Below are 20,185 nucleotides of genomic sequence, written 5' to 3'. Positions count from 1 at the left end.
AAAGAGATATGCGGCAGTCAAAATAATGGTTTTCAGTAGGTTGAAAGTTCAAATAAATAATTATATCAAATATAGTAAATAATTATTCGCTAATTTTAAAAAAATAAATTCTTTGAATAGCATTATTAATTTAAATCAGAAAAATAAAAAACTGCAATGGATTCTTGATTATCTGACGATTTAAACTAAATAAATCAAGAGAAAACTTCTTTCAAAACGTCTAATGATTTTGGTTTTTTGAAGCCATCCAAATGAAAACTGTAGTAGTCGATAAGTATTCTCAAAACGATTTGTCTTTCAATGACGTGAAATATTTTTTGATTGTTATCGAATTTTAAATCGATTAGTTTTTTGAACAAATTACTTTCATGCTCCGTAAGCGAACTGATGGCATGAAAAGGGGTGAAAATACCTTCGTTCATTTCGAAAAAAGGCATATCCATATCAGAAATATCAGGATAAAAACCTAAATATTTTGTGGTTTCCAATAATAAAATCAAATGAAAATTAGCAATTTCATCATGGTTATCGAGCCAATGCAAAGCCGTTTCCAAAAACGTAAATAAGTTTTCGTTTTTTTCTTCTTCGTGAATAGAATGGTGTAGCATTTCCGAAATAAACATTACAATTGTGCTTTTATAAATGTCCGAATGGATGGAATGAAAAGGAGAAGCGATTTTTATTTCCTTGAAATTTTCTAAAGTGCCTTTGTTTTTATGAACCGCTTCAATTTCGAGAATAGTCAACGGTTGAAAATAGGCGATTTTCTGATTGGCTTTTCTAGAAGAGAAAGCATCCCGAACAAAATAGGACTTCAAACCATGAGAAAGCGTAAAGCATTTCACAATCAAGCTTTTTTCCTGAAATTTTAAAGATGAAAGAACAATGGCTTTGGTTTTTACGAGCATATTAATTACAAATTATTAATTACGAAATTACGATTTGGAATTCGTAATTTGGAATTCGTAATTTACCTGATTATCATTACTTTTTTAACTTTCGTTTCCACTCCGTCTTGCGCCGAAATAAAAATCATATACACTCCCGAAGCCACTTTGTGTTTCCCAAAAGCGGTGGTATCCCATTCTATTGTTCCGCCTTCGGAAGTAGTTTCATAAACCAGATTCCCTTCGATATCGGTGATTTTGATGTTCGCTTTATCTAATAATCCCGCAATTTTAACGGTTCCTTGGTATTCCGGGCGCACTGGATTCGGATACACATACGCATTGCTTAGATTGTCATTTGGCGCAGTAGCAGTTCCTTTGAAAGAAATTAAACCTTTGGCAGTAGCTATAAAAACTTCGCCCGTAGCGCTATTGATATCAATGTCATTGATAACATTGCTGGGCAACGGCGAATTGTTTATCGTAAAATGATATTTGGTTTCCTGACCGTTTGGCGAGACCAAGAACAAACCCGAATCGGCAGTGCCAATCCATTTATTATTGGCTCCATCAACAGCAATATCAGTAATAAATTGCTCGTATAATAACTCTTGCGCCAGATTATCGTCTAAAATAATTATGGGGTTCGTTGTCATCTGGTCTTCCGTTTGAAAACTGCCAACATTCGGCAAAACCCGCAATCCTTTTGTGGTCCCTATCCAAAGTTGGTTTCTGGCGTCCACAGCAAGTGTCCTTACATTTGAAATAGGCAAATTCCCGGTATCTGGTCCAGTTGTTATTTTTTTGAAGACATTGTTACTTTCATTAAAACCAATAACCCCATCTTCACTGGTAGAAAGCCATTTAGTTCCATTTTTATCAATAGCTATTGTTCCAAAATTATTGTCAATAGCCGAATCCAGAATATTATCCATAGCATAACTTTGCCATTGACCATTAGATTTAAATACTTTCAATCCATTTTTTATTCGGCTGGTGGTGACCCAAAGATTTCCTGATTTATCAAATGCCGTTCCGTTAACCCTTATATCTATATAATTAGGACCCACAAAGGTCAAAGATTCAAGACCGCTATTGGTTTGATTGTACAAAATTTTTGGTATGTCATTTTCTATTTTTAGTAAACCCGAAAAAAAAGAACTCGCATATACTTCGTTTTCATTGCTTGGATTTACCGTAATTCTGGTCATCGATTGTGCTCCTAAAACTTCTTCATACGGAATATTCAGCCATCCAGTTCCACTAAATTTACTGATACCGTAACTGTCTAATGGGTACGGATTATAATCTGCCGAATAATCTCCGTAAACCGTCCAGAGCGCACTTGTCGTGGCGTCAAGCGCAAATATATTGTTCCGAGAAGGGCCGATAGGCGTTATATTTTCGAAAGTTACTCCCGAAGAAAGTGAAGCTGTAATCAATCCATTTTCTTTTGTTCCAATGAAAATAGCATCCCCAATTATTGTTGCAGACGTAAAACTCGGAGTACTGTTCGTGATTTGATTTGTATTTATTTGACGCACCAAAGCCATCTGATTGTTGTAAATATAAATACTGTTTAGAGTAGTCACTATTACATAACCTGCTGTTGCTCTCATGTCCAATGAAGGTTGAGAAAGGGCAATAAATCCTGTAAAGGAATTGGAAACAGAATTAAATTTATGAATGTATCCCGCAGCATTAATGGCATACAAATCCGCACCAAAAGTCACAACGCTTGACCAGTTTCCTGTTGCAATTGTTTCCCATTGATTGTAATCAATTAAGTTTTTATTGGAGATGTTAGCTCTTCGTATACCGTTATTTGTGGCTGCATAAATAAATCCATTAAAAAGTGCTGTTTGGTTTACTATGATTTCGGCTCCGTTGTTACCAATAAAATAAGTGTCCCCAAATTGCATGGTAGCCAGATTAAATTGAACAATCCCAAAATCACAGGAAACATAGGCAACGCCTTCAAATTCCATGAAGTGATTGATTTTTTTTATATTTGGAGAAAGTTGCTTATTGATAATATCGACTACATTCAGCATCGTTCCATCAGTTTCATTAATCACTATTATCAGTCCGTTTTCGTACCCTACAATTGTTTTATTGAATGTTGCACTGTGGTATACCGATGAAATAGTCTGTCCGGAAAGCCCGTTAATGGTATTCGTTGTTTTAATTACGTTTGTAGATACGTTTTTTGAAAACAGAGCATTTTCGGAAGCAGCAAAGACAGCCGTTGCAGATTCTGAGACATCTTTAATTTCATTATAAGAGAAATAACCCTGCCACGACAAGTTACTTTGGGCAAAACCCATTTGGATAAAAAGTAAAAGCAAAAAATATAAAACGCTCTTTTTCATTATTTGCAGCAATATTGGTTTACAAATATAGAACAAACAAAAGTCTTAGCATTTTGTTACGCACAAAAAAAGCCTTCCATCCGATCCCGAAACGTCGGGACGATGAAAGGCTTTTAAATAAGAGATTTTTGAATGATGATTAACGATTTTTGATTTCAGATTTATTTTAAAATTAACGACCCATTTTATTATAAAAATTAAATTTTTAAATAATTCCATCTTTTTGCAAATCTGAAATCAAAAATCGTTAATCAAAAATCTTAAATATAAAGTATCAAAATTCCTTAATCAAAACAATATTATACCACTCCTTGAGCAAGCATAGCATCAGCTACTTTTACAAATCCGGCAATGTTTGCACCTTTTACATAGTTCACATATCCTTCTTTGTCAGTACCGTATTTTTTACATTGATTGTGTATTCCAACCATGATTTCTTTTAATCTGGAGTCCACTTCTTCACTGGTCCAGTTTAAACGAATAGAGTTTTGTGTCATCTCTAATCCTGAAGCTGCAACGCCACCTGCATTTGCTGCTTTACCTGGAGCAAAAAGCACTTTAGCCTTCAAGAACAGTTTGATAGCTTCTAAAGTACAAGGCATATTCGCCGCTTCAGTAACACAAATAACACCATTTGCAATTAAGTGTTTAGCATCTTCCTCGTTCAACTCATTTTGAGTAGCACAAGGTATAGCAACATCCACTTTTACTTCCCATACACTTTTCCCTTTGTGGAAAACTGCATTTGGATATTTTTCTAAATAAGCTTCTGCTTTATTATCTCCTCTGGCTCTCATTTCAAGCATAAATTCAATTTTATCTCCAGAGATTCCTTCTTCATCATAAATATAACCATCAGGACCAGAAATAGTAACTACTTTTCCTCCAAGATCATTTACTTTTAAAGCTACTCCCCAAGCAACGTTACCAAATCCAGAAATAGAGACTCTTTTTCCTTTGATGTTTTGACCAATAGTATTCAGCATTTGTTCTGCAAAATAAACCACTCCGTAACCTGTTGCTTCCGGTCTGATTAAAGAACCACCATAAGCCAATCCTTTTCCGGTTAAAACTCCGGTAAACTCATTTTTTATTCTCTTGTATTGACCAAATAAATACCCGATCTCTCTGGCTCCAACTCCGATATCCCCAGCAGGAACGTCTAATTGCGGCCCGATGTGTCTGCACAATTCAGTCATGAAAGACTGACAAAAACGCATCACTTCCCCATCAGATTTTCCTTGTGGATCAAAATCAGATCCTCCTTTTCCTCCACCCATTGGCAAAGTAGTCAAACTGTTTTTGAATACTTGTTCAAAAGCTAGAAATTTAAGCACTGATAAATTTACTGTATGATGAAAACGAATTCCACCTTTGTAAGGTCCAATTGCTGAATTCATTTGAATTCTAAAACCCCTATTTACTTGAATTTCTCCTTTATCGTCTACCCAAGGGACACGAAATATAATAGAACGCTCAGGTTCAGCTATTCTGAGAAGCAAATTTTTTCCGTCGTATTTTTTTTGCTCTGCAATAAATGGAATTACAGTCTCTGCAAATTCCCTAACAGCTTGAATAAATTCAGGTTCATTTGGATTTTTGGCCTCAACTTGAGCCATAAAATCATTTATTTTTAGTAACATAGATTATAAATAATTTAATTAAGAAAACGATTTCGTTATAATTCACAAAGATACATTTTATAAAAATATTCAGACTCTGTTTTTTTCGATTTCTAAATAGAATTATCTTTTTATTACCCATTTTCAAACAATTGTGTTTATGATACACTCATTTAAACCAAATGACTAGGACTTTCGTAACTAAATAAGAATTTGTCTGCTTATTTTAATTTCATTTTTATAATAGCCATGTATGATGTTTTTATATATTTGTCAAGATTAGAAAAGCAACCACTAATGGTCAAACAAACAATCCTCTTTTTATTAATCTGTTATGGATTTTCGTATGATGCAAACGCACAATTCGGCGGATTTTCACATGAGATAGGAGTAATAGCAGGGCCCGTTGCCTTTCAATCTGACTATGGGGAACGTTATGATCTTTCAACAAACTCGGGGAATACGGGAATTGGTATCGGAATTATTCACTATCTCAACTTTTCTTATAAAGCAGAATGTAACTGTTATACTCCTGAAACTTATTTTAATGACCATTTTAAATTAAGATCAGAACTTTCTTATAATAAAACCGAATTAGAACATTTTGGACAATGGGTTGAAGGCAAACCTTCGCGAGGAAAAGAGCAATTGAAAGCAATGACTGGGAGTACCGCAGTAACTAATATAGGAATGCAGCTGGAATATTTCCCGTGGAGTATTCGTGATTTCACTGCAAGAACAGGAAGTTTTGGACCATTTATCAGTCTTGGTGGACAATTCAGTTATTACAATGCCGAAGCCTCATCAACCTTGGGTCCATTAGGAACTCCTTTGACTACATTTCCTAAATATTTGACTCCAACAGACGGGCGTCCTTATGGGTTTTCAACCGAAGGAGGAACCGTTTGGTCCATTGTTTCCAGCGTGGGAACTCGTTATAAACTAACTCCTTTACAAGATTTAATGATTGATTTAAGATTTCAATATTTTTTCTCCAATTGGGTAGATGGTTTAAATCCTAATCCGGAACTTTACAAAGAAAACAAGGCAAATGACTGGTTGGTTTGGCTCAATGTGGGTTATATTTATTACTTACAATAGTAGAAATACAATTATTATAAAAAGCAAAAACCCCCAATTCTGAAATTTAGAATTGGGGGTTTTGTTTTTATTAATTTATGCTAACGCTTGTTTCAAGTCTTCGATCAAATCCTCAGCATCTTCTATACCTACACTTAATCGAACTAGATCATCTGTAATCCCAACTTCCTTTCGTTTGTCTTCCGGAATGGAGGCATGCGTCATCAAAGCGGGATGATTCGCTAGTGATTCCACACCGCCTAAAGATTCAGCAAGTGTGAAAACGTTTAGTTTCTCCAGAAAATCAATTGCATCTTCTTTTTGTCCGGAAACAAAAGTAAATGAAACCATTCCTCCAAAACCACTCATTTGCTTTTTGGCAATTTCATGATACGGATGGCTTGGCAAGCCTGGATAATATACTGTTTTAACTTTTGGATGACTGTTCAAAAACTCCACTACTTTTCCTCCATTTTCACAATGTCTTTCGACACGCAAATGCAAGGTTTTAATTCCTCTTAATACCAAGAAACTGTCCATTGGCCCCAATGTTGCTCCAGTCGCAAATTGTTGAAAATGCAATTGTTCTCCAAGTGCTTCATCTTTTACAATCAAAGCGCCGGCAATAACATCAGAATGGCCTCCCAAATATTTAGTTGCAGAATGCATTACGATATCTGCTCCCAGGTCTAATGGTTTTTGCAAATAAGGCGTTGCAAAAGTATTGTCAACAGCAAAAAGAATTTTCTTTTCCTTGGTGATTTTTGCAATTTCTTGAATATCGGCCAATTTCATCAAAGGATTCGTTGGTGTTTCTACCCAGACCAGTTTCGTGTTTTCGTTGATTAATGACTTGAATTTCTCAATGTCATTCATATCCACAAAATGGAATTTTATTCCGGAATTTTTATAAATACGGGTAAACATTCTATAGGTTCCACCATACAAATCATCCATGGAAATGATTTCGTCACCAGCCTTAAAAGAACGTAAAACACAATCTGTAGCTGCTAATCCTGACGAAAAAGCCAATCCTCGTGTTCCATTTTCAATACTTGCTAATGCATTTTCAAGTGCGCTTCTGGTAGGATTTGCAGCCCTACTGTACTCATAATCTGGATTTATAGGTTGCCCAGGGCTAGTTTGTACAAATGTTGACGTTTGATATACTGGCGGCATAACTGCTCCCGTACTTGGATCATGATGCTGACCTCCGTGAATAACCTTCGTATTGAATTTCATATCTTTTAATTTTAAAATGCTAAATATCTTCACAAATTTACCCTTTAATTTATTTTAACCAAGCACAAGTAGGTACCTTTGTATTTAATTAACAATTTTGATATGAAGCACTTCCTAATTTATACTTTATTCCTTTTTTTAATAACAGGTTGTTCGAACGAATTGGCTTTTAAAGACCAATCTTTTCAGAAAAAAACAACTTTACCATGCAACGAAAATTGCCCTGAAATAACTGTAAAAATACCTGTTGCGAAAAACGACCCTATTGTAGCGGACAGCATCAACAAAAAAGTGTTTTCAGTATTGAAAGAGATTATTTATTTTGGCGAAAAACCATATACATCAACAGATTATAATGGATTGTTAGCCTCATTTATTGATTCCTATGAGAAACTTCAAAAAGATTTTCCGAATGACACCTTTGGCTGGGAAGCTGAAATTAAAGGAAGTGTAAAATACCAGTCCGAAAGTGTTTTGAATATAGAAATCAACCATTACACCTATACGGGTGGCGCTCACGGATATCAAGGATTGCGTTCATTGCTTTTTGACCCCACTACCGGAAAATCCATTTCGAATGAGGAATTGTTCAATGACAAAGAGACTTTCAAGGCTTTCGCCGAAAAAAAATTCAGAGCCAAATATAAAATCCCTGCAAACAAATCAATCAATACAACCGGATTGATGTTTGAAGACGAGAAATTCAATCTTCCCCAAAATATTTTCTTTACCGATAAAGGATTGCTTCTTTATTACAATTCCTATGAAGCCGCATCGTATGCTGATGGCCCAAAAGAATTATTGTTACCTTATAAAGAAGTGAACGATTATTTGGCTGTTAAATAAACTTTCGGATACTCATCATGATTCCAGTATGAAGTGCTTCGTGATAGTAATTGAAAGCCATCGCATCTTCGGCAGTTTTTATCGTAAAACCGGTCATGGTGGTGAATTCTTGGAAATTTTTGAACACTTTGTTCTCTAAATCCACTTTGGTTTGATTGATGGTTTCAAAAAGAAAGGATTGAATTTCATCTACATCAGCCTGCGTTACGTCTTGTTCCGGCTTGGTTCCTCTTTTATATTTCTCGACCATTTCATCTGAAATCATCATAGGCAAACCTGACAATTTGTAAACCAACATTTGCTGAACCACAACAATATGCCCAATATTCCAAATCAGATTATTGTTATAGCCTTCCGGAATTGTGTTGAGTTGCTCTAATGTATATCCTTGTAAAAATTTTGACAATGTATTTCTACTGTTTTCGGTAACGCTGAATGTTTGATGCATTTTTCTATTTTTTTTATAAAACAATTATTTTTTTGACTTAAATAAACTTTCTGATACTCATAATCACTCCCATGTGTAATGCCTCATGATAGTTATTAAAAGATAAAGCATCTTCAATATTTTTAATAGCTAAGCCTATTGAAGTGGTATATTCCTGATAATTTTTAAAAATTTCATTATTAAAATCAACTTCGGTTTGATTGATTGTTTCAAAAAGCAACGACCGAATTTCTCCAACCTCAGCCTGAGTAACATCTTGAATCGGCTTGGTTCCTCCTTTGTATTTATCGAACAACTCGTCTGATATAATCATAGGCACTCCCGAAAATTTATAGACCAACCTTTGTTGTGTAACCACAATGTGAGCGATATTCCAAATCAAATTATTATTAAATCCCGGAGCCATTTTATTCAATTGTTCCAAAGTATAATTTTCCAGAAATTGGGACAACACTTTTCTACTCGCTTTGGCAACATCGAATGTTTGATGCATTTTTTTATTTTTTTGATAAAAATAATCATTTTCCGTATCAAATGATTTTTCTTTGCACAAAGAAATCGCTATTTACATGGACAAAATATATTATCTCGCTTCTTGCGATACCTGCAGAAAAATTATAAAATCATTACCGAAAGATCATAACTTGAAGTTTCACGACATCAAACAAGACCCAATTACTGTAGCAGAATTGGAGCAAATGCGCGAGCTTTCCGGAAGTTACGAAGCGCTTTTCAGCAAAAAAGCACAGTTGTACAAATCGATGGATTTAAAGAATAAATCGTTAACTGAAGACGATTACAAGAAATACATTCTGGAACATTATACGTTTTTGAGTCGTCCTGTTTTTATTATCAAAGACAAGATTTACATTGGTAACACACAACAAAACATGCATCAGGTGATGCTTGCTTTTGCAAATGTCTAAAAGAAATCTCGCACTTATTGGCGCCACCATTGTTTCCTTGATTTACGGCGTTACGTTTACCATTGCCAAAGATGTCATGCCAATGTACATTGACGCCTATGGTTTTATCTTGTTGCGCGTGGGCGGTTCGATGATTTTATTTTGGCTGGTTTGGCTTTTTATGCCAAAAGAGAAAATTGCGTTCAATGATTTTCCTCGAATTATTGCAGCGGCTTTCTTTGGCGTGGCTTTCAATATGCTTACATTTTTCAAAGGATTAAGCCTTACTTCTCCCATTAGTGCTGCGGTGATTATGGTTTCAACACCGATGATTGTTTTGACCCTTTCGGCATTGATTATGAAGGAACGCATGCAAAAACGAATGATTTTCGGGATTATCCTTGGTCTAATAGGAACTGCTTTTCTAATTCTGTACGGAAAATCCATCGGTAGCGCCACAAATGCCGGATTGGGAAATTTTCTGGTTTTGGTTAATGCCATTTCCTATGGTTTTTATCTGATAATTGTCAAGAAATTAATGGATAAGTACAATGCCTTTACGTTTGTAAAATGGATTTATTTGTTCGGTTTTATTATGGTTTTGCCTTTTGGCTGGAGCCAATTTCAAACTGTTGAATGGGCTTTGGTCCCCATGGATATTTGCTGGAAAATAGGATTTGTAGTGATTTTTTCGACATTCCTGACCTATTTACTGAATTTGCTTTCGATGAAAGAATTAAAACCAACCACGGTTGCCGTCTTTATTTATTTACAACCGCTATTCGCAACAATTTTTGCGATAAGCTTGGGAAAAGACGAATTGAGTTTGGTGAAAATTGGTTCGGCAATTTTGATATTTGTAGGCGTTTATTTGGTGACGCAGAAAAAGAGTGTTCAGTAATCAGCTATTAGTGTTCAGCGCCCAAATCGCAGATTATAGTCTTTTATATTGTTCATTCGGCTTGTTATATAAATTCAAAAATTAAAAACTGATTACTAAAAACATTTACTTAAACCAAGTCACTGAATACTAAAAACGGACCACTGAACACTTTTTTATTATCTTTGACCTCTTTTAGAAAATTATATGATACAATCAATGACGGGTTTTGGTAAAGCGACTTTGCAATTACCAACCAAAAAAATCACGGTAGAAGCAAAATCCTTAAACAGTAAAGGTTTGGATTTGAATGTGAGAATGCCTTCGCTGTACCGCGAAATGGAATTGGGTTTACGCAACCAAATCGCACTAAAACTGGAAAGAGGAAAAGTAGATTTTTCTATTTTTATCGAAAGTACCGCGGAACAAACTTCTACGAAAGTGAATGTGCCGATTGTAAAAGCCTACATCAACCAATTGAGAGAAGTGTATGCCGATGCCGATGAAACGGAACTAATGAAAATGGCTGTTCGCATGCCGGATACCATGAAAATAGAACGTGATGAAATTGATGAGAACGACTGGGTACAAATCCAAACCGTTATCGAAGAAGCGTTGCAAAACATCTTGAACTTCAGAAGAGATGAAGGAATGTCTTTAGAAAAAGAATTTCAATTGCGAATAGGCAATATTCGTCAATACATGACCGAAGCTTTGGCACTTGATCCAGAACGCGTTCAGGCGATAAAAGACCGTTTACAAACTGCAATCTCAGAACTTAAAGTAAATGTAGACGAAAATCGTTTCGAGCAGGAATTGATTTATTATTTAGAGAAATTAGACATTACCGAAGAAAAAGTACGTTTGACGAATCACTTGGATTATTTCCTGGAAACCATCAACGGAACCGAAGCTAACGGTAGAAAATTAGGTTTCATTACTCAAGAAATGGGACGTGAAATCAACACGATGGGCTCTAAATCCAATCACGCACAAATGCAAAAATTAGTCGTTCAAATGAAAGACGAATTGGAAAAAATCAAGGAACAAGTATTAAACGTATTGTAAAAAATATTAAATAGAGACGCGATGAATCGCGTCTTTATGCATAAAGATAGAAACATTTTTGCGACTAGAATTAAACAACAACATGAGCACAGGAGGAAAATTAATAGTATTCTCAGCACCATCAGGATCGGGAAAAACTACTATCGTTAGACATTTATTAAGCAAAGAAGATTTGAATCTTGAATTTTCGATTTCGGCAGCTTCCCGCGAACCAAGAGGTGAAGAAGTAAACGGAAAAGATTATTATTTCATGTCTACCGAAGAGTTTAAAAAACACATCAAAAACGAAGACTTTCTGGAATGGGAAGAAGTGTACCGCGATAATTTCTACGGAACCCTCAAAAGTGAAGTAGAACGTATTTGGGCCAAAGGCAAAAATGTAATTTTTGATATTGATGTTTCTGGCGGATTGCGTATCAAACATAAATTTCCGGAAGAAACTTTAGCTGTTTTCGTGAAACCACCAAGCGTGGATGAACTAAAAAGAAGATTAAAGGAACGCTCTACCGAAAGTGATGACAAAATCAATATGCGTATTGCCAAAGCCTCTGTAGAATTGGCAACAGCACCACAGTTTGATGTGATCATAAAAAATTACGATTTAGATATTGCTTTGGAAGAAGCGTACCAATTGGTAAAGAATTATGTTAAGGTTTAAAAGATTGAAAATTAAAGAATTGAAAAATTCAAAGTTATTTCTAATCTTTAAATCATTTAATTTTTAAATCTTTAAATTAAATTAATGAAAATAGGTCTGTATTTTGGAACGTTTAATCCCATACATGTTGGGCATCTTATCATTGCCAATCACATGGCGGAGCATGCCGATTTAGACCAAGTTTGGATGGTGGTTACGCCACACAATCCTTTGAAGAAAAAAAGTACTTTGCTCGATGATTACCATCGGTTACAAATGGTACATCTTGCCTCAGAAGATTTTCCAAAAATCAAACCTTCGGATTTTGAGTTTAAATTGTCACAACCCAATTATACGGTGAATACTTTAGTACACTTACAGGAAAAACATCCGACTTACGAATTCTCCTTAATCATGGGCGAAGACAATCTCAAGTCTTTGCACAAATGGAAAAACTACGAAGCAATTCTTGAAAACCATGAGATTTATGTGTATCCTCGAATTTCAATCGAAGTAGAGAACCAGATGTTTAAAAACCACGCAAAAATTCACATGATTGATGCTCCTGTAGTAGAAATATCATCGACATTTATTCGGGACAATATCAAGAAAGGAAAAAATGTGCAGCCGTTATTGCCGGTAAAAGTTTGGGAATACATTGATCATAATAACTTTTATAAGAAGTAATTACCCTATAACTCTTTTCAATTCTACTTCAATATTCTCAAAAACAGTACTCAGATTTTCATTTTTACCTGATAATAAAAACACGTCTGTACTTGGCATTTGCGTGCTATTCCACAACAATTGGATTTTTTTTTCTTGCATTAAACTTTTCGCATTGCAATCCCAAACTACAGCGATTCCGGTATTTTTCGAAATTATTTCCAGCATTTCATATTCGGATGGAATGATATAATTAGGAATCATCGACGGTCTTTTTTTATTAAAAACATGCAACCAGAACAATTTAATATGCGGAATTTGCGCATTGTGGCTGTACCATTTTTGGTCGTTCAACCAATGTTCGATTGCTGAGAAATCTTTTATTTTGATATTGGATTTTAATTCGGAAGCATCGATAGTGTTTGAGCCAACAATCACTTGTTTAATTTCCCCGACCTTTTTCTGAATGGTGTCAAACGTGTCATATTTTTTGGTGACAACCGCAAAATCTAATTTTTTAGAATCTACCAATTCAAAAAGTGCATCGTCATGATGAAAACTAAAATCGATAAATTCAAATTTTGAAACCAAGGCACTTCCCAAACTGCTCATCAAATGCTTTGAGATTCCAATTGAAATTAATCGATTCGCATTGAACGCTTTGGCACGAAAACCATTCTCCACATTTTCCAATCGGTCTAACGCCTCGATGATTAAATTATTGAGTAACTTAGCGTATTCCGTTGATTCTACGCCTTTAGACTTTCGATTGAAAAGTTTATATCCTACATGCGCCTCCAACATTGATATTTGCTGACTCACAGCTGGTTGGCTGATAAATAATTCTTTGGCAGCCAAAGAAAAATTACCATTTTTATATACGGATTTAAACGTTCGGTACCATTCCAGATTGACCATGATATAAATATATTTATCACAAACATAATTTAAATTATTTTTACTAATAGCATATTCGTCCTAAATTTGTACAAACAAAATTAGAAATGAAGAAAATCGCATTATTTGCCCTTATAGCATTAACCGTAAGTTGCGTTACAGCAACTGCACAAAATAAAAAAAGCATGAAAAAGGTATTATTTGTTGTTACCAGTCACGATAAATTAGGTAACACAGGAGAAAAAACAGGATTTTGGACAGAAGAATTCGCCGCGCCTTATTACGAATTATTGGATAAAGGAGTTACCATTGATGTTGCTACTCCGCTAGGTGGACAACCTCCCATTGATCCAAAAAGTGAAGATCCATCAGCAGCTACGGAGGATACCAAAAGATTCGATAGCGATACCGAATTATTGGCAAAACTGAAAAACACAAAAAAATTAGCAGATGCAAAAGAGTCTGATTATGATGCGGTTTTTTATCCGGGAGGTCACGGTCCATTATGGGATTTGACAACTGATGCAACTTCAATTGCCCTAATCGAGGCATTTTATACGAACAATAAACCCGTTGCTTTTGTTTGTCATGCACCTGCGGTTCTTAAAAGCGTAAAAGTAAATGGAGAATTTTTAGTAAAAGGCAAAAAAGTGACCGGATTTTCTAATACCGAAGAAGCCGCTGTAGGTTTAACTGATGTGGTTCCATTTTTATTAGAAGATGCTTTAAAGGCCAATGGTGCAACTTATTCAAAAGCTGCAGACTGGCATCCTTATGCCGTGGAAGATGGATTATTGATTACAGGTCAAAACCCAGCATCGTCTAAATTAGTTGCTGAAAAATTATTAAACCAATTAAATTCAAAAAAATAAAAACATGTTAAATTTCGAATTATACAATCCTACTAATTTAATTTTTGGAAAAGGACAAATTGAAAAACTATCCTCTTTAGTGCCACAAGGAGCAAAAATTCTTCTGGCGTATGGTGGCGGAAGCATTTTCAAAAATGGAATCTATAACCAAGTAATCAATACTTTAAAAGGTTTTGAAATCGTGGAATTTGGAGGAATTGAACCGAATCCACATTTTGAAACATTGATGAAAGCAGTTGCAGTGATCAAGGAACAAAAAATAGATTTTATACTTGCCGTAGGTGGAGGTTCCGTAATTGATGGGGTAAAATTCATTTCGGCTGCCGTTCATTTTGACGGAAATCCAATTGACATTCTTCAAAAAAGAGTTTTGACTAAAGATTTATCTAAAATTGTTCCTTTTGGAACTGTTCTAACGTTACCAGCAACTGGGAGTGAAATGAATTCTGGCGGAGTTGTTACTATTGAATCTACACAAGAAAAATTATCATTTGGCGGTTCCGCTTTATTCCCGAAATTTTCTATTTGTGATCCAACTGTAATTGAATCTTTACCAAAAAGACAATTGCAAAACGGAGTTGTAGATGCGTACACCCATGTTTTGGAACAGTATTTAACCTATCCGCACGAAGGGTATCTTCAAGATAGAATTGCCGAAAGTATTTTACAAACCTTGATTCAAGTTGGTCCTGATGTTGTTGAAAAACCTACTGATTATGCTTTGGCTTCTAACTTTATGTGGAGTTGTACCATGGCTTTGAATGGGTTAATCCAGAAAGGAGTTCCTTCGGATTGGGCTACGCACATGATTGGACATGAATTAACGGCTTTGTACGGAATCGATCACGCCAGAACTTTGGCTGTTGTGGGTCCAAATTTATACCGAGTGATGTTTGAGACTAAAAAAGGAAAATTGGCACAATACGGAAAACGTATTTTCAATTTGACTGGTACTGAGGACGAAATCGCAAACGAAGCCATCAACAAAACAGTCGAATTTTTCCATACTATGGGAATGGAAACTAAATTATCCGATTACACTAAAGAGTTTGATAAAACGGCAGATTTTATTGTAAATCGTTTTGAAGAAAGAGGTTGGTTGGGATTAGGAGAAAAACAAAACATAACTTTAGAAAAGGTAAAATCGATTGTTGAAATGAGTTATTAATTCAAGTAATCCTCATACAGATAGAGTCTGTATTAAATAAAAGGCGTTCTCATTTTTTGGGAACGCCTTTTAAAATTCTAAATTACAACTAACTAACTCAATTCGCATTATTTTGTTAAATTATTAAACAATAAACAACAAGAACGAAATAGTAATACTTATATTGTGTTAAAAAATAAAAAAAATAAAATTATTTTTTACCCGTTATAATTGCAGTATTTTCAATACACTTAAAAACCAGCCTTCTTGTTCTTATTTTATTTGTATAATCAGTACTTTTTTAAGTACTTTTGATTAAATTCAATAAAAAAATGGCTGAAAATATAAAATTCGCAGTAATAGGTGGTGGAAGTTGGGCGACAGCGATAGCAAAAATGTTATGTGTAAATCTTACAGAAATTTCATGGTATATGCGTAATGAAGCTGCTATAGAGCACATTAAAACGCACAAACACAATCCAAATTATTTGAGCTCTGTAGAATTCGACATCAATAAACTCAAACTAACCAACGATATCAATGAAGCCGTAGCCTACGCTGATTACATCATATTTGCTATTCCATCTGCTTTTTTGGATGGTGAATTAGAAAAATTAACAGTTTCATTGAAAGATAAAATTATTTTTTCAGCGATTAAAGGAATTGTTCCGGAAACGAGTTTAATTGTAGGAGAACATTTCCATGTGAAATATGATATTCCTTATTATAATATAGGTGTAATTACTGGTCCTTGTCACGCAGAAGAAGTAGCGATGGAGCGCCTTTCTTACCTTACCATTGCGTGTGGTGATCCTGATAAAGCCAAGGTTATTGCTAAAAATTTATCTGGAAATTATATCAAAACTAAAATCACAGATGACATCATAGGAACAGAGTATGCAGCCATGCTTAAAAACATTTATGCCATTGCAGCAGGAATTGCACATGGTTTGGGTTATGGTGATAATTTCCAGTCCGTATTGATGAGTAATGGAATTCGGGAGATGAAAAAATTCATTAAGAAAGTCCATAAAATGAAACGTAATATCAATGATTCAGCTTATTTAGGCGATTTATTGGTTACCGGTTATTCTATATTCTCGAGAAATAGAATGTTCGGAAATATGATTGGCAAAGGCTATACGGTTAAATCAGCAATGATGGAAATGAGTATGGTTGCCGAAGGGTATTATGCCGTAAAAAGTGCCTATAAACTCAATCAGGCTTACGGTGCCAAAACACCAATTATAGATGCTGTTTACAGTATTTTATACGAGGGACAGGACGCTAAAGCCGTGTTTAAGAAACTTACCGATAAACTGGATTAATTCAGCTACAGATTTAATAATCAAAACCAATCACTTCATGAGCGAAAGATGGAAATACCAGATTAAAACTGGTGGAATTTGGGGTCTATTTATGACGGTTTTCAATGTATTATTCGACATTAAAGAAATTCCTTTTTCAGAACAGGTTGCTACACCTAATTTTTATATTCGCGCAGGTGCTTATATCATTGTAGGGATATTTGTTTTAGGCTATTTCACCTGGAAATCCAAAGTTAAACAACAAGCCGCTAAATGATTTTCATGAGTGAAAGATGGAAATTCCAGATTAAAAATGGGATGATTTGGGATTAATTACCTCCTCTTGCATAGCCGTTTTTGACGTATTCGAAATGCCTTTTAAAGATGCTTTTTTGTCCAAAGAAAAGCTACTCCGAACGCTTTATTTTATTTTGGCGGGAATATTTATTGTTGGATATTCGAATTGGACGAAAAAAGTCAAACGCGAGAATAATACGGAACTATCTCACGATAACGCCGTCAACAAATAGAATAGGCACTTCTTCAACGAAATCCTCATGGATCGAATGTGCTTTAAAAATAAATTTTTTATCGTATAATTTGTCTCCAATAAAAAACGTTAGCATGAACTCATTGTTGAGCGCCAATACACTTTTTTCGATCATTTCGATTTTTACCACTGAAACCGGTGGCACTTCTACAAAAGCATGACGTAAAAGAGAGGTTTTTTTCATTTCGCCGTCAATAGTTCCAAAAGCTTTGGAAACCACCATAACACTTTCAATTAAGTAATCGCTATCATTTACTAAATAAGCATACCATACTTTTTCCATGAAATCGTCACTCCATTCTTGAACTACAGCAAGAAAAACGTTTTCTACTTCGGGGATAATGATGTCTTTTTTCATAAGTCAGTCTTAACGTCTAAGGTCGTAAAGTCTTAAAGTCGAGTGAAAATCTGAAACAGGTATTTCTTTCGACTTTAAGACTTTATAACTTTTGACTAAATTGAGGATTTGAATTGCTCCAAGAAACGAACGTCATTTTCGTAGAACATACGGATATCACCGATTTGATACAACAACATGGCGATTCTTTCGATTCCCATCCCGAATGCAAAACCGTTGTATTCATCAGGGTTGATGCCACAGTTTTTCAAAACGTTTGGATCTACCATTCCGCAACCCATGATTTCCAACCAACCGGTTCCTTTGGTGATTCTATAATCGGTTTCTGTTTTAAGACCCCAATAAATATCCACCTCAGCGCTTGGCTCAGTAAACGGGAAATAGGACGGACGCAAACGGATTTTTGATTTTCCGAACATCTCTTTGGTGAAATATAAAAGCGTTTGTTTTAAGTCGGCAAAAGAAACGTCTTTGTCAATATACAAGCCTTCCACTTGGTGAAAAATACAGTGTGAACGGGACGAAACAGCCTCGTTACGGAATACTCTTCCCGGAGAAATAGTACGAATTGGCGGTTTATTTTCCTCCATGTAACGCACTTGCACCGATGATGTGTGCGTGCGCAACAAAATATCAGGATTTGTTTGAATGAAAAACGTGTCTTGCATGTCACGCGCCGGATGGTATTCCGGTAAGTTTAATGCGGTGAAATTGTGCCAGTCATCTTCAATTTCTGGACCTTCAGAAACGTTGAAACCAATGTTTGAAAAGATGTCTATAATTTGGTTTTTTACCAATGAAATAGGGTGACGAGAGCCAATAGTTATTGGTTCAGCCGAACGCGTCAAATCACCATAAAAGCCTTTAACTTCTTCTTTACTTTCTAAAGCTTCCTGTATAGTTTTTACTTTGTCTTCGGCAGACGTTTTAAGCAAATTAATTACTTGTCCGAATTCCTTTTTTTGGTCGTTGGGAACGTTTTTGAATTCAGCGAAAAGGTCTTTTAAAAGTCCTTTGCTTCCAAGAAATTTAATTCGGAATGTCTCTAATTCAGCTGTGTCTTGCGTTGAAAAAGCTTGTGCTTCACCAATATATTCTTTTATCTTGTCTATCATTTTCATTCAATAATTGAGAGTGCAAATTTAGTAAATTTTTAGGTAAAAAGGATACAGTCTCAGTCTCAGTTTTCAATATTGTGGGCTGAGAACCGTGACTGAACACTGATCACTAGGAAATAAGTTCTCTTTCCAAGAAATAATTCACAATGGCTTCTTTCATTAAAACCGATTGCTCTCCTGCTTTTAGCGGTGGTAATTCCTCTTTTACTTTGTAATGTGGCCAGCCTTCTTCATCAAAAAATTCGAATTCATAAAACCCGTAAGGTTCCAATAAACGGCAAATGGCGATGTGCATCAGGTTTAATTTTTCGTCTTTTTTGTATTCACTATGTACTTTTCCGAGTTCTTGTACGCCAATTAAATAAATAATAGCGTCGAGATCTAAATCCTCGCCTTGAGAAAATTGATTGGAAAGTATATTTACAAGCTGTTCCCAGCGTTCTTTAAGTTGTGTGTCTCTTGACATATTGATTTATGATTGTAGATTAACGATTTTTGATTGTAGATTTTCAAAAATTGTAATCAAATTATTTCGGCAAATATAAGAACTTGAAAATTGGCAATTGATAACTGATACCCTTTAACACTAGAATTTAATGGAATAAAACATTCTTTTTCCCTTTCTTCTTCAAAATAAAAATAAACCTTAGCCAAGCTATGCTAAATTTTTCTTTTTTGAATAATGAAAAAAAACTCTATTTTCTCCTACAGTAAATTCTAATGTTAAACGGCATAACAATTCTTTTATATTTGCACTTTATTTTTCTTAATTAAAAGTCATGGGATTTTTGGATATTATTTTGGGTGTATTGCTAGCTTTTGCTTTGTATAAAGGCATTAGAAATGGTCTTTTTGTAGAATTAGCTTCTTTGGTTTCGCTATTGGCCGGAATTTATTTTGCCATAAAATTTTCCTCATTTATCAAAGAAATTTTAGCCGGATTTGTCAAATGGAATCCCAATACAATCCAAGTAATTGCTTTTGTACTCACATTTATATTGGTAGTAATCGGAATATCACTTTTGGGTAAATTCCTTACTGGAGTAGCTGATTTTGCCTTTTTAGGATGGTTGAATAAACTAGGCGGTGGTTTCTTCAGGGTGCTAAAAACAATTTTAATAATCGGAATTGTTTTCAAGGTTTTCGAAAAAATAAACTATCATAATTTTATCGCCAAAAAAGAAACGTTAGACAATTCTCTTTTTTATAATCCAATCCAAAAAACAGCAGGATTCATGTACCCTTCGATAGAAAACTGGTATGATAGCTTGAAGAAAAAATAA

Annotated in this window: 23 protein-coding genes; 13 read left to right on the top strand and 10 right to left on the bottom strand. The window is 34.9% G+C overall.

The features are described 5' to 3' along the window. Positions 1-194: 194 nt before the first annotated feature. The 3 genes from recO to gdhA form a co-directional block, all read right to left on the bottom strand. Positions 195-908, bottom strand: a complete 714-nt coding sequence (gene recO / locus E0I61_RS02835) for a DNA repair protein RecO (protein ID WP_132069265.1) — start codon at positions 906-908, stop codon at positions 195-197. 62 nt (positions 909-970) lie between these two features. Then, complete coding sequence (gene porZ / locus E0I61_RS02830; protein WP_132069263.1) at positions 971-3,259, bottom strand: type IX secretion system anionic LPS delivery protein PorZ; 2,289 nt, start codon at positions 3,257-3,259, stop codon at positions 971-973. Positions 3,260-3,558: 299 nt separating this feature from the next. Further along, entirely contained in the window at positions 3,559-4,902 is a 1,344-nt protein-coding gene (gene gdhA, locus E0I61_RS02825) for an NADP-specific glutamate dehydrogenase (protein WP_131990580.1), read from the bottom strand. Between the two features lie 276 nt (positions 4,903-5,178). On the opposite strand from gdhA, the gene E0I61_RS02820 reads away from it, so the two are divergent. After that, on the top strand, positions 5,179-5,982 hold the full coding sequence (locus E0I61_RS02820; RefSeq protein WP_131990582.1) for a THC0290_0291 family protein: 804 nt from the start codon (positions 5,179-5,181) through the stop codon (positions 5,980-5,982). Between the two features lie 75 nt (positions 5,983-6,057). Here the strand turns inward: E0I61_RS02820 and E0I61_RS02815 are convergent, their stop codons facing one another. Next, the gene (locus E0I61_RS02815) at positions 6,058-7,203 is read right to left on the bottom strand and encodes a cystathionine gamma-synthase (RefSeq protein ID WP_131990584.1); all 1,146 of its coding nucleotides are present in this window, start codon (positions 7,201-7,203) and stop codon (positions 6,058-6,060) included. Positions 7,204-7,305: 102 nt separating this feature from the next. Between E0I61_RS02815 and E0I61_RS02810 the strand changes: the two genes are divergently transcribed. Further along, entirely contained in the window at positions 7,306-8,049 is a 744-nt protein-coding gene (locus E0I61_RS02810) for a DUF3298 and DUF4163 domain-containing protein (RefSeq protein ID WP_132069261.1), read from the top strand. Here E0I61_RS02810 and E0I61_RS02805 read toward each other — a convergent pair. Together E0I61_RS02805 and E0I61_RS02800 are read right to left on the bottom strand one after the other, a co-directional pair. Then, a complete protein-coding gene (locus E0I61_RS02805) occupies positions 8,042-8,497 on the bottom strand; it encodes a DinB family protein (RefSeq protein ID WP_131990588.1) in 456 nt (151 codons plus the stop codon). The two genes, E0I61_RS02810 and E0I61_RS02805, sit on opposite strands and share 8 nt — an antisense overlap. Positions 8,498-8,534: 37 nt before the next feature. Beyond that, entirely contained in the window at positions 8,535-8,990 is a 456-nt protein-coding gene (locus E0I61_RS02800) for a DinB family protein (protein ID WP_132069259.1), read from the bottom strand. A 76-nt stretch (positions 8,991-9,066) separates the two neighbouring features. Between E0I61_RS02800 and E0I61_RS02795 the strand changes: the two genes are divergently transcribed. From E0I61_RS02795 to nadD, 5 genes are all read left to right on the top strand, one after another. Beyond that, on the top strand, positions 9,067-9,423 hold the full coding sequence (locus E0I61_RS02795) for an arsenate reductase family protein (RefSeq protein ID WP_131914733.1): 357 nt from the start codon (positions 9,067-9,069) through the stop codon (positions 9,421-9,423). Continuing rightward, positions 9,416-10,303 (top strand): DMT family transporter, encoded by an 888-nt coding sequence (locus tag E0I61_RS02790; RefSeq protein WP_132069257.1) that lies wholly within the window; start codon positions 9,416-9,418, stop codon positions 10,301-10,303. The genes E0I61_RS02795 and E0I61_RS02790 overlap by 8 nt, the downstream gene beginning before the upstream one ends. Positions 10,304-10,489: 186 nt before the next feature. Then, positions 10,490-11,350 carry a YicC/YloC family endoribonuclease gene (locus tag E0I61_RS02785; protein WP_131990594.1) on the top strand — a complete coding sequence of 287 codons (861 nt, stop codon included), beginning with the start codon at positions 10,490-10,492 and terminating at the stop codon, positions 11,348-11,350. 82 nt (positions 11,351-11,432) lie between these two features. After that, positions 11,433-12,008: a guanylate kinase gene (gene gmk, locus E0I61_RS02780; RefSeq protein ID WP_132069255.1), complete on the top strand. Its 576-nt coding sequence runs from the start codon at positions 11,433-11,435 to the stop codon at positions 12,006-12,008. An 84-nt stretch (positions 12,009-12,092) separates the two neighbouring features. Further along, on the top strand, positions 12,093-12,674 hold the full coding sequence (gene nadD, locus E0I61_RS02775) for a nicotinate (nicotinamide) nucleotide adenylyltransferase (RefSeq protein WP_132069253.1): 582 nt from the start codon (positions 12,093-12,095) through the stop codon (positions 12,672-12,674). On the opposite strand, the gene E0I61_RS02770 is transcribed toward nadD, so the two are convergent. Then, positions 12,675-13,571, bottom strand: a complete 897-nt coding sequence (locus E0I61_RS02770) for a LysR family transcriptional regulator (protein ID WP_132069251.1) — start codon at positions 13,569-13,571, stop codon at positions 12,675-12,677. A gap of 86 nt (positions 13,572-13,657) precedes the next feature. Here E0I61_RS02770 and E0I61_RS02765 point away from each other — a divergent pair, with 86 nt between their 5' ends. From E0I61_RS02765 to E0I61_RS02745, 5 genes are all read left to right on the top strand, one after another. Beyond that, positions 13,658-14,422 (top strand): type 1 glutamine amidotransferase domain-containing protein, encoded by a 765-nt coding sequence (locus tag E0I61_RS02765; RefSeq protein WP_165930169.1) that lies wholly within the window; start codon positions 13,658-13,660, stop codon positions 14,420-14,422. Between the two features lie 4 nt (positions 14,423-14,426). Continuing rightward, positions 14,427-15,590 carry an iron-containing alcohol dehydrogenase gene (locus E0I61_RS02760; protein WP_131990602.1) on the top strand — a complete coding sequence of 388 codons (1,164 nt, stop codon included), beginning with the start codon at positions 14,427-14,429 and terminating at the stop codon, positions 15,588-15,590. Between the two features lie 311 nt (positions 15,591-15,901). Further along, positions 15,902-16,897, top strand: a complete 996-nt coding sequence (locus E0I61_RS02755) for an NAD(P)H-dependent glycerol-3-phosphate dehydrogenase (protein ID WP_131990604.1) — start codon at positions 15,902-15,904, stop codon at positions 16,895-16,897. Between the two features lie 37 nt (positions 16,898-16,934). Beyond that, complete coding sequence (locus E0I61_RS02750) at positions 16,935-17,153, top strand: hypothetical protein (RefSeq protein WP_131990606.1); 219 nt, start codon at positions 16,935-16,937, stop codon at positions 17,151-17,153. Between the two features lie 46 nt (positions 17,154-17,199). Further along, positions 17,200-17,406: a hypothetical protein gene (locus E0I61_RS02745; RefSeq protein WP_132069249.1), complete on the top strand. Its 207-nt coding sequence runs from the start codon at positions 17,200-17,202 to the stop codon at positions 17,404-17,406. Here E0I61_RS02745 and E0I61_RS02740 read toward each other — a convergent pair. The 3 genes from E0I61_RS02740 to E0I61_RS02730 all read right to left on the bottom strand — a co-directional run bounded on the left by E0I61_RS02740 (position 17,377) and on the right by E0I61_RS02730 (position 19,368). After that, on the bottom strand, positions 17,377-17,784 hold the full coding sequence (locus E0I61_RS02740; protein ID WP_131990608.1) for a hypothetical protein: 408 nt from the start codon (positions 17,782-17,784) through the stop codon (positions 17,377-17,379). The genes E0I61_RS02745 and E0I61_RS02740 overlap by 30 nt on opposite strands. A gap of 95 nt (positions 17,785-17,879) precedes the next feature. After that, positions 17,880-18,899 carry a phenylalanine--tRNA ligase subunit alpha gene (pheS, locus tag E0I61_RS02735; RefSeq protein WP_132069247.1) on the bottom strand — a complete coding sequence of 340 codons (1,020 nt, stop codon included), beginning with the start codon at positions 18,897-18,899 and terminating at the stop codon, positions 17,880-17,882. A gap of 112 nt (positions 18,900-19,011) precedes the next feature. After that, on the bottom strand, positions 19,012-19,368 hold the full coding sequence (locus tag E0I61_RS02730) for a hypothetical protein (protein WP_131990612.1): 357 nt from the start codon (positions 19,366-19,368) through the stop codon (positions 19,012-19,014). A gap of 313 nt (positions 19,369-19,681) precedes the next feature. Here E0I61_RS02730 and E0I61_RS02725 point away from each other — a divergent pair, with 313 nt between their 5' ends. After that, positions 19,682-20,185: a CvpA family protein gene (locus E0I61_RS02725; RefSeq protein ID WP_131990614.1), complete on the top strand. Its 504-nt coding sequence runs from the start codon at positions 19,682-19,684 to the stop codon at positions 20,183-20,185.

This window comes from Flavobacterium ranwuense, from assembly GCF_004349315.1.
Taxonomy (GTDB): Bacteria; Bacteroidota; Bacteroidia; order Flavobacteriales; family Flavobacteriaceae; genus Flavobacterium; species Flavobacterium ranwuense.
Note: the sequence above shows the minus strand (reverse complement) of the source record. Positions and strands in the feature narration are given on the sequence as shown.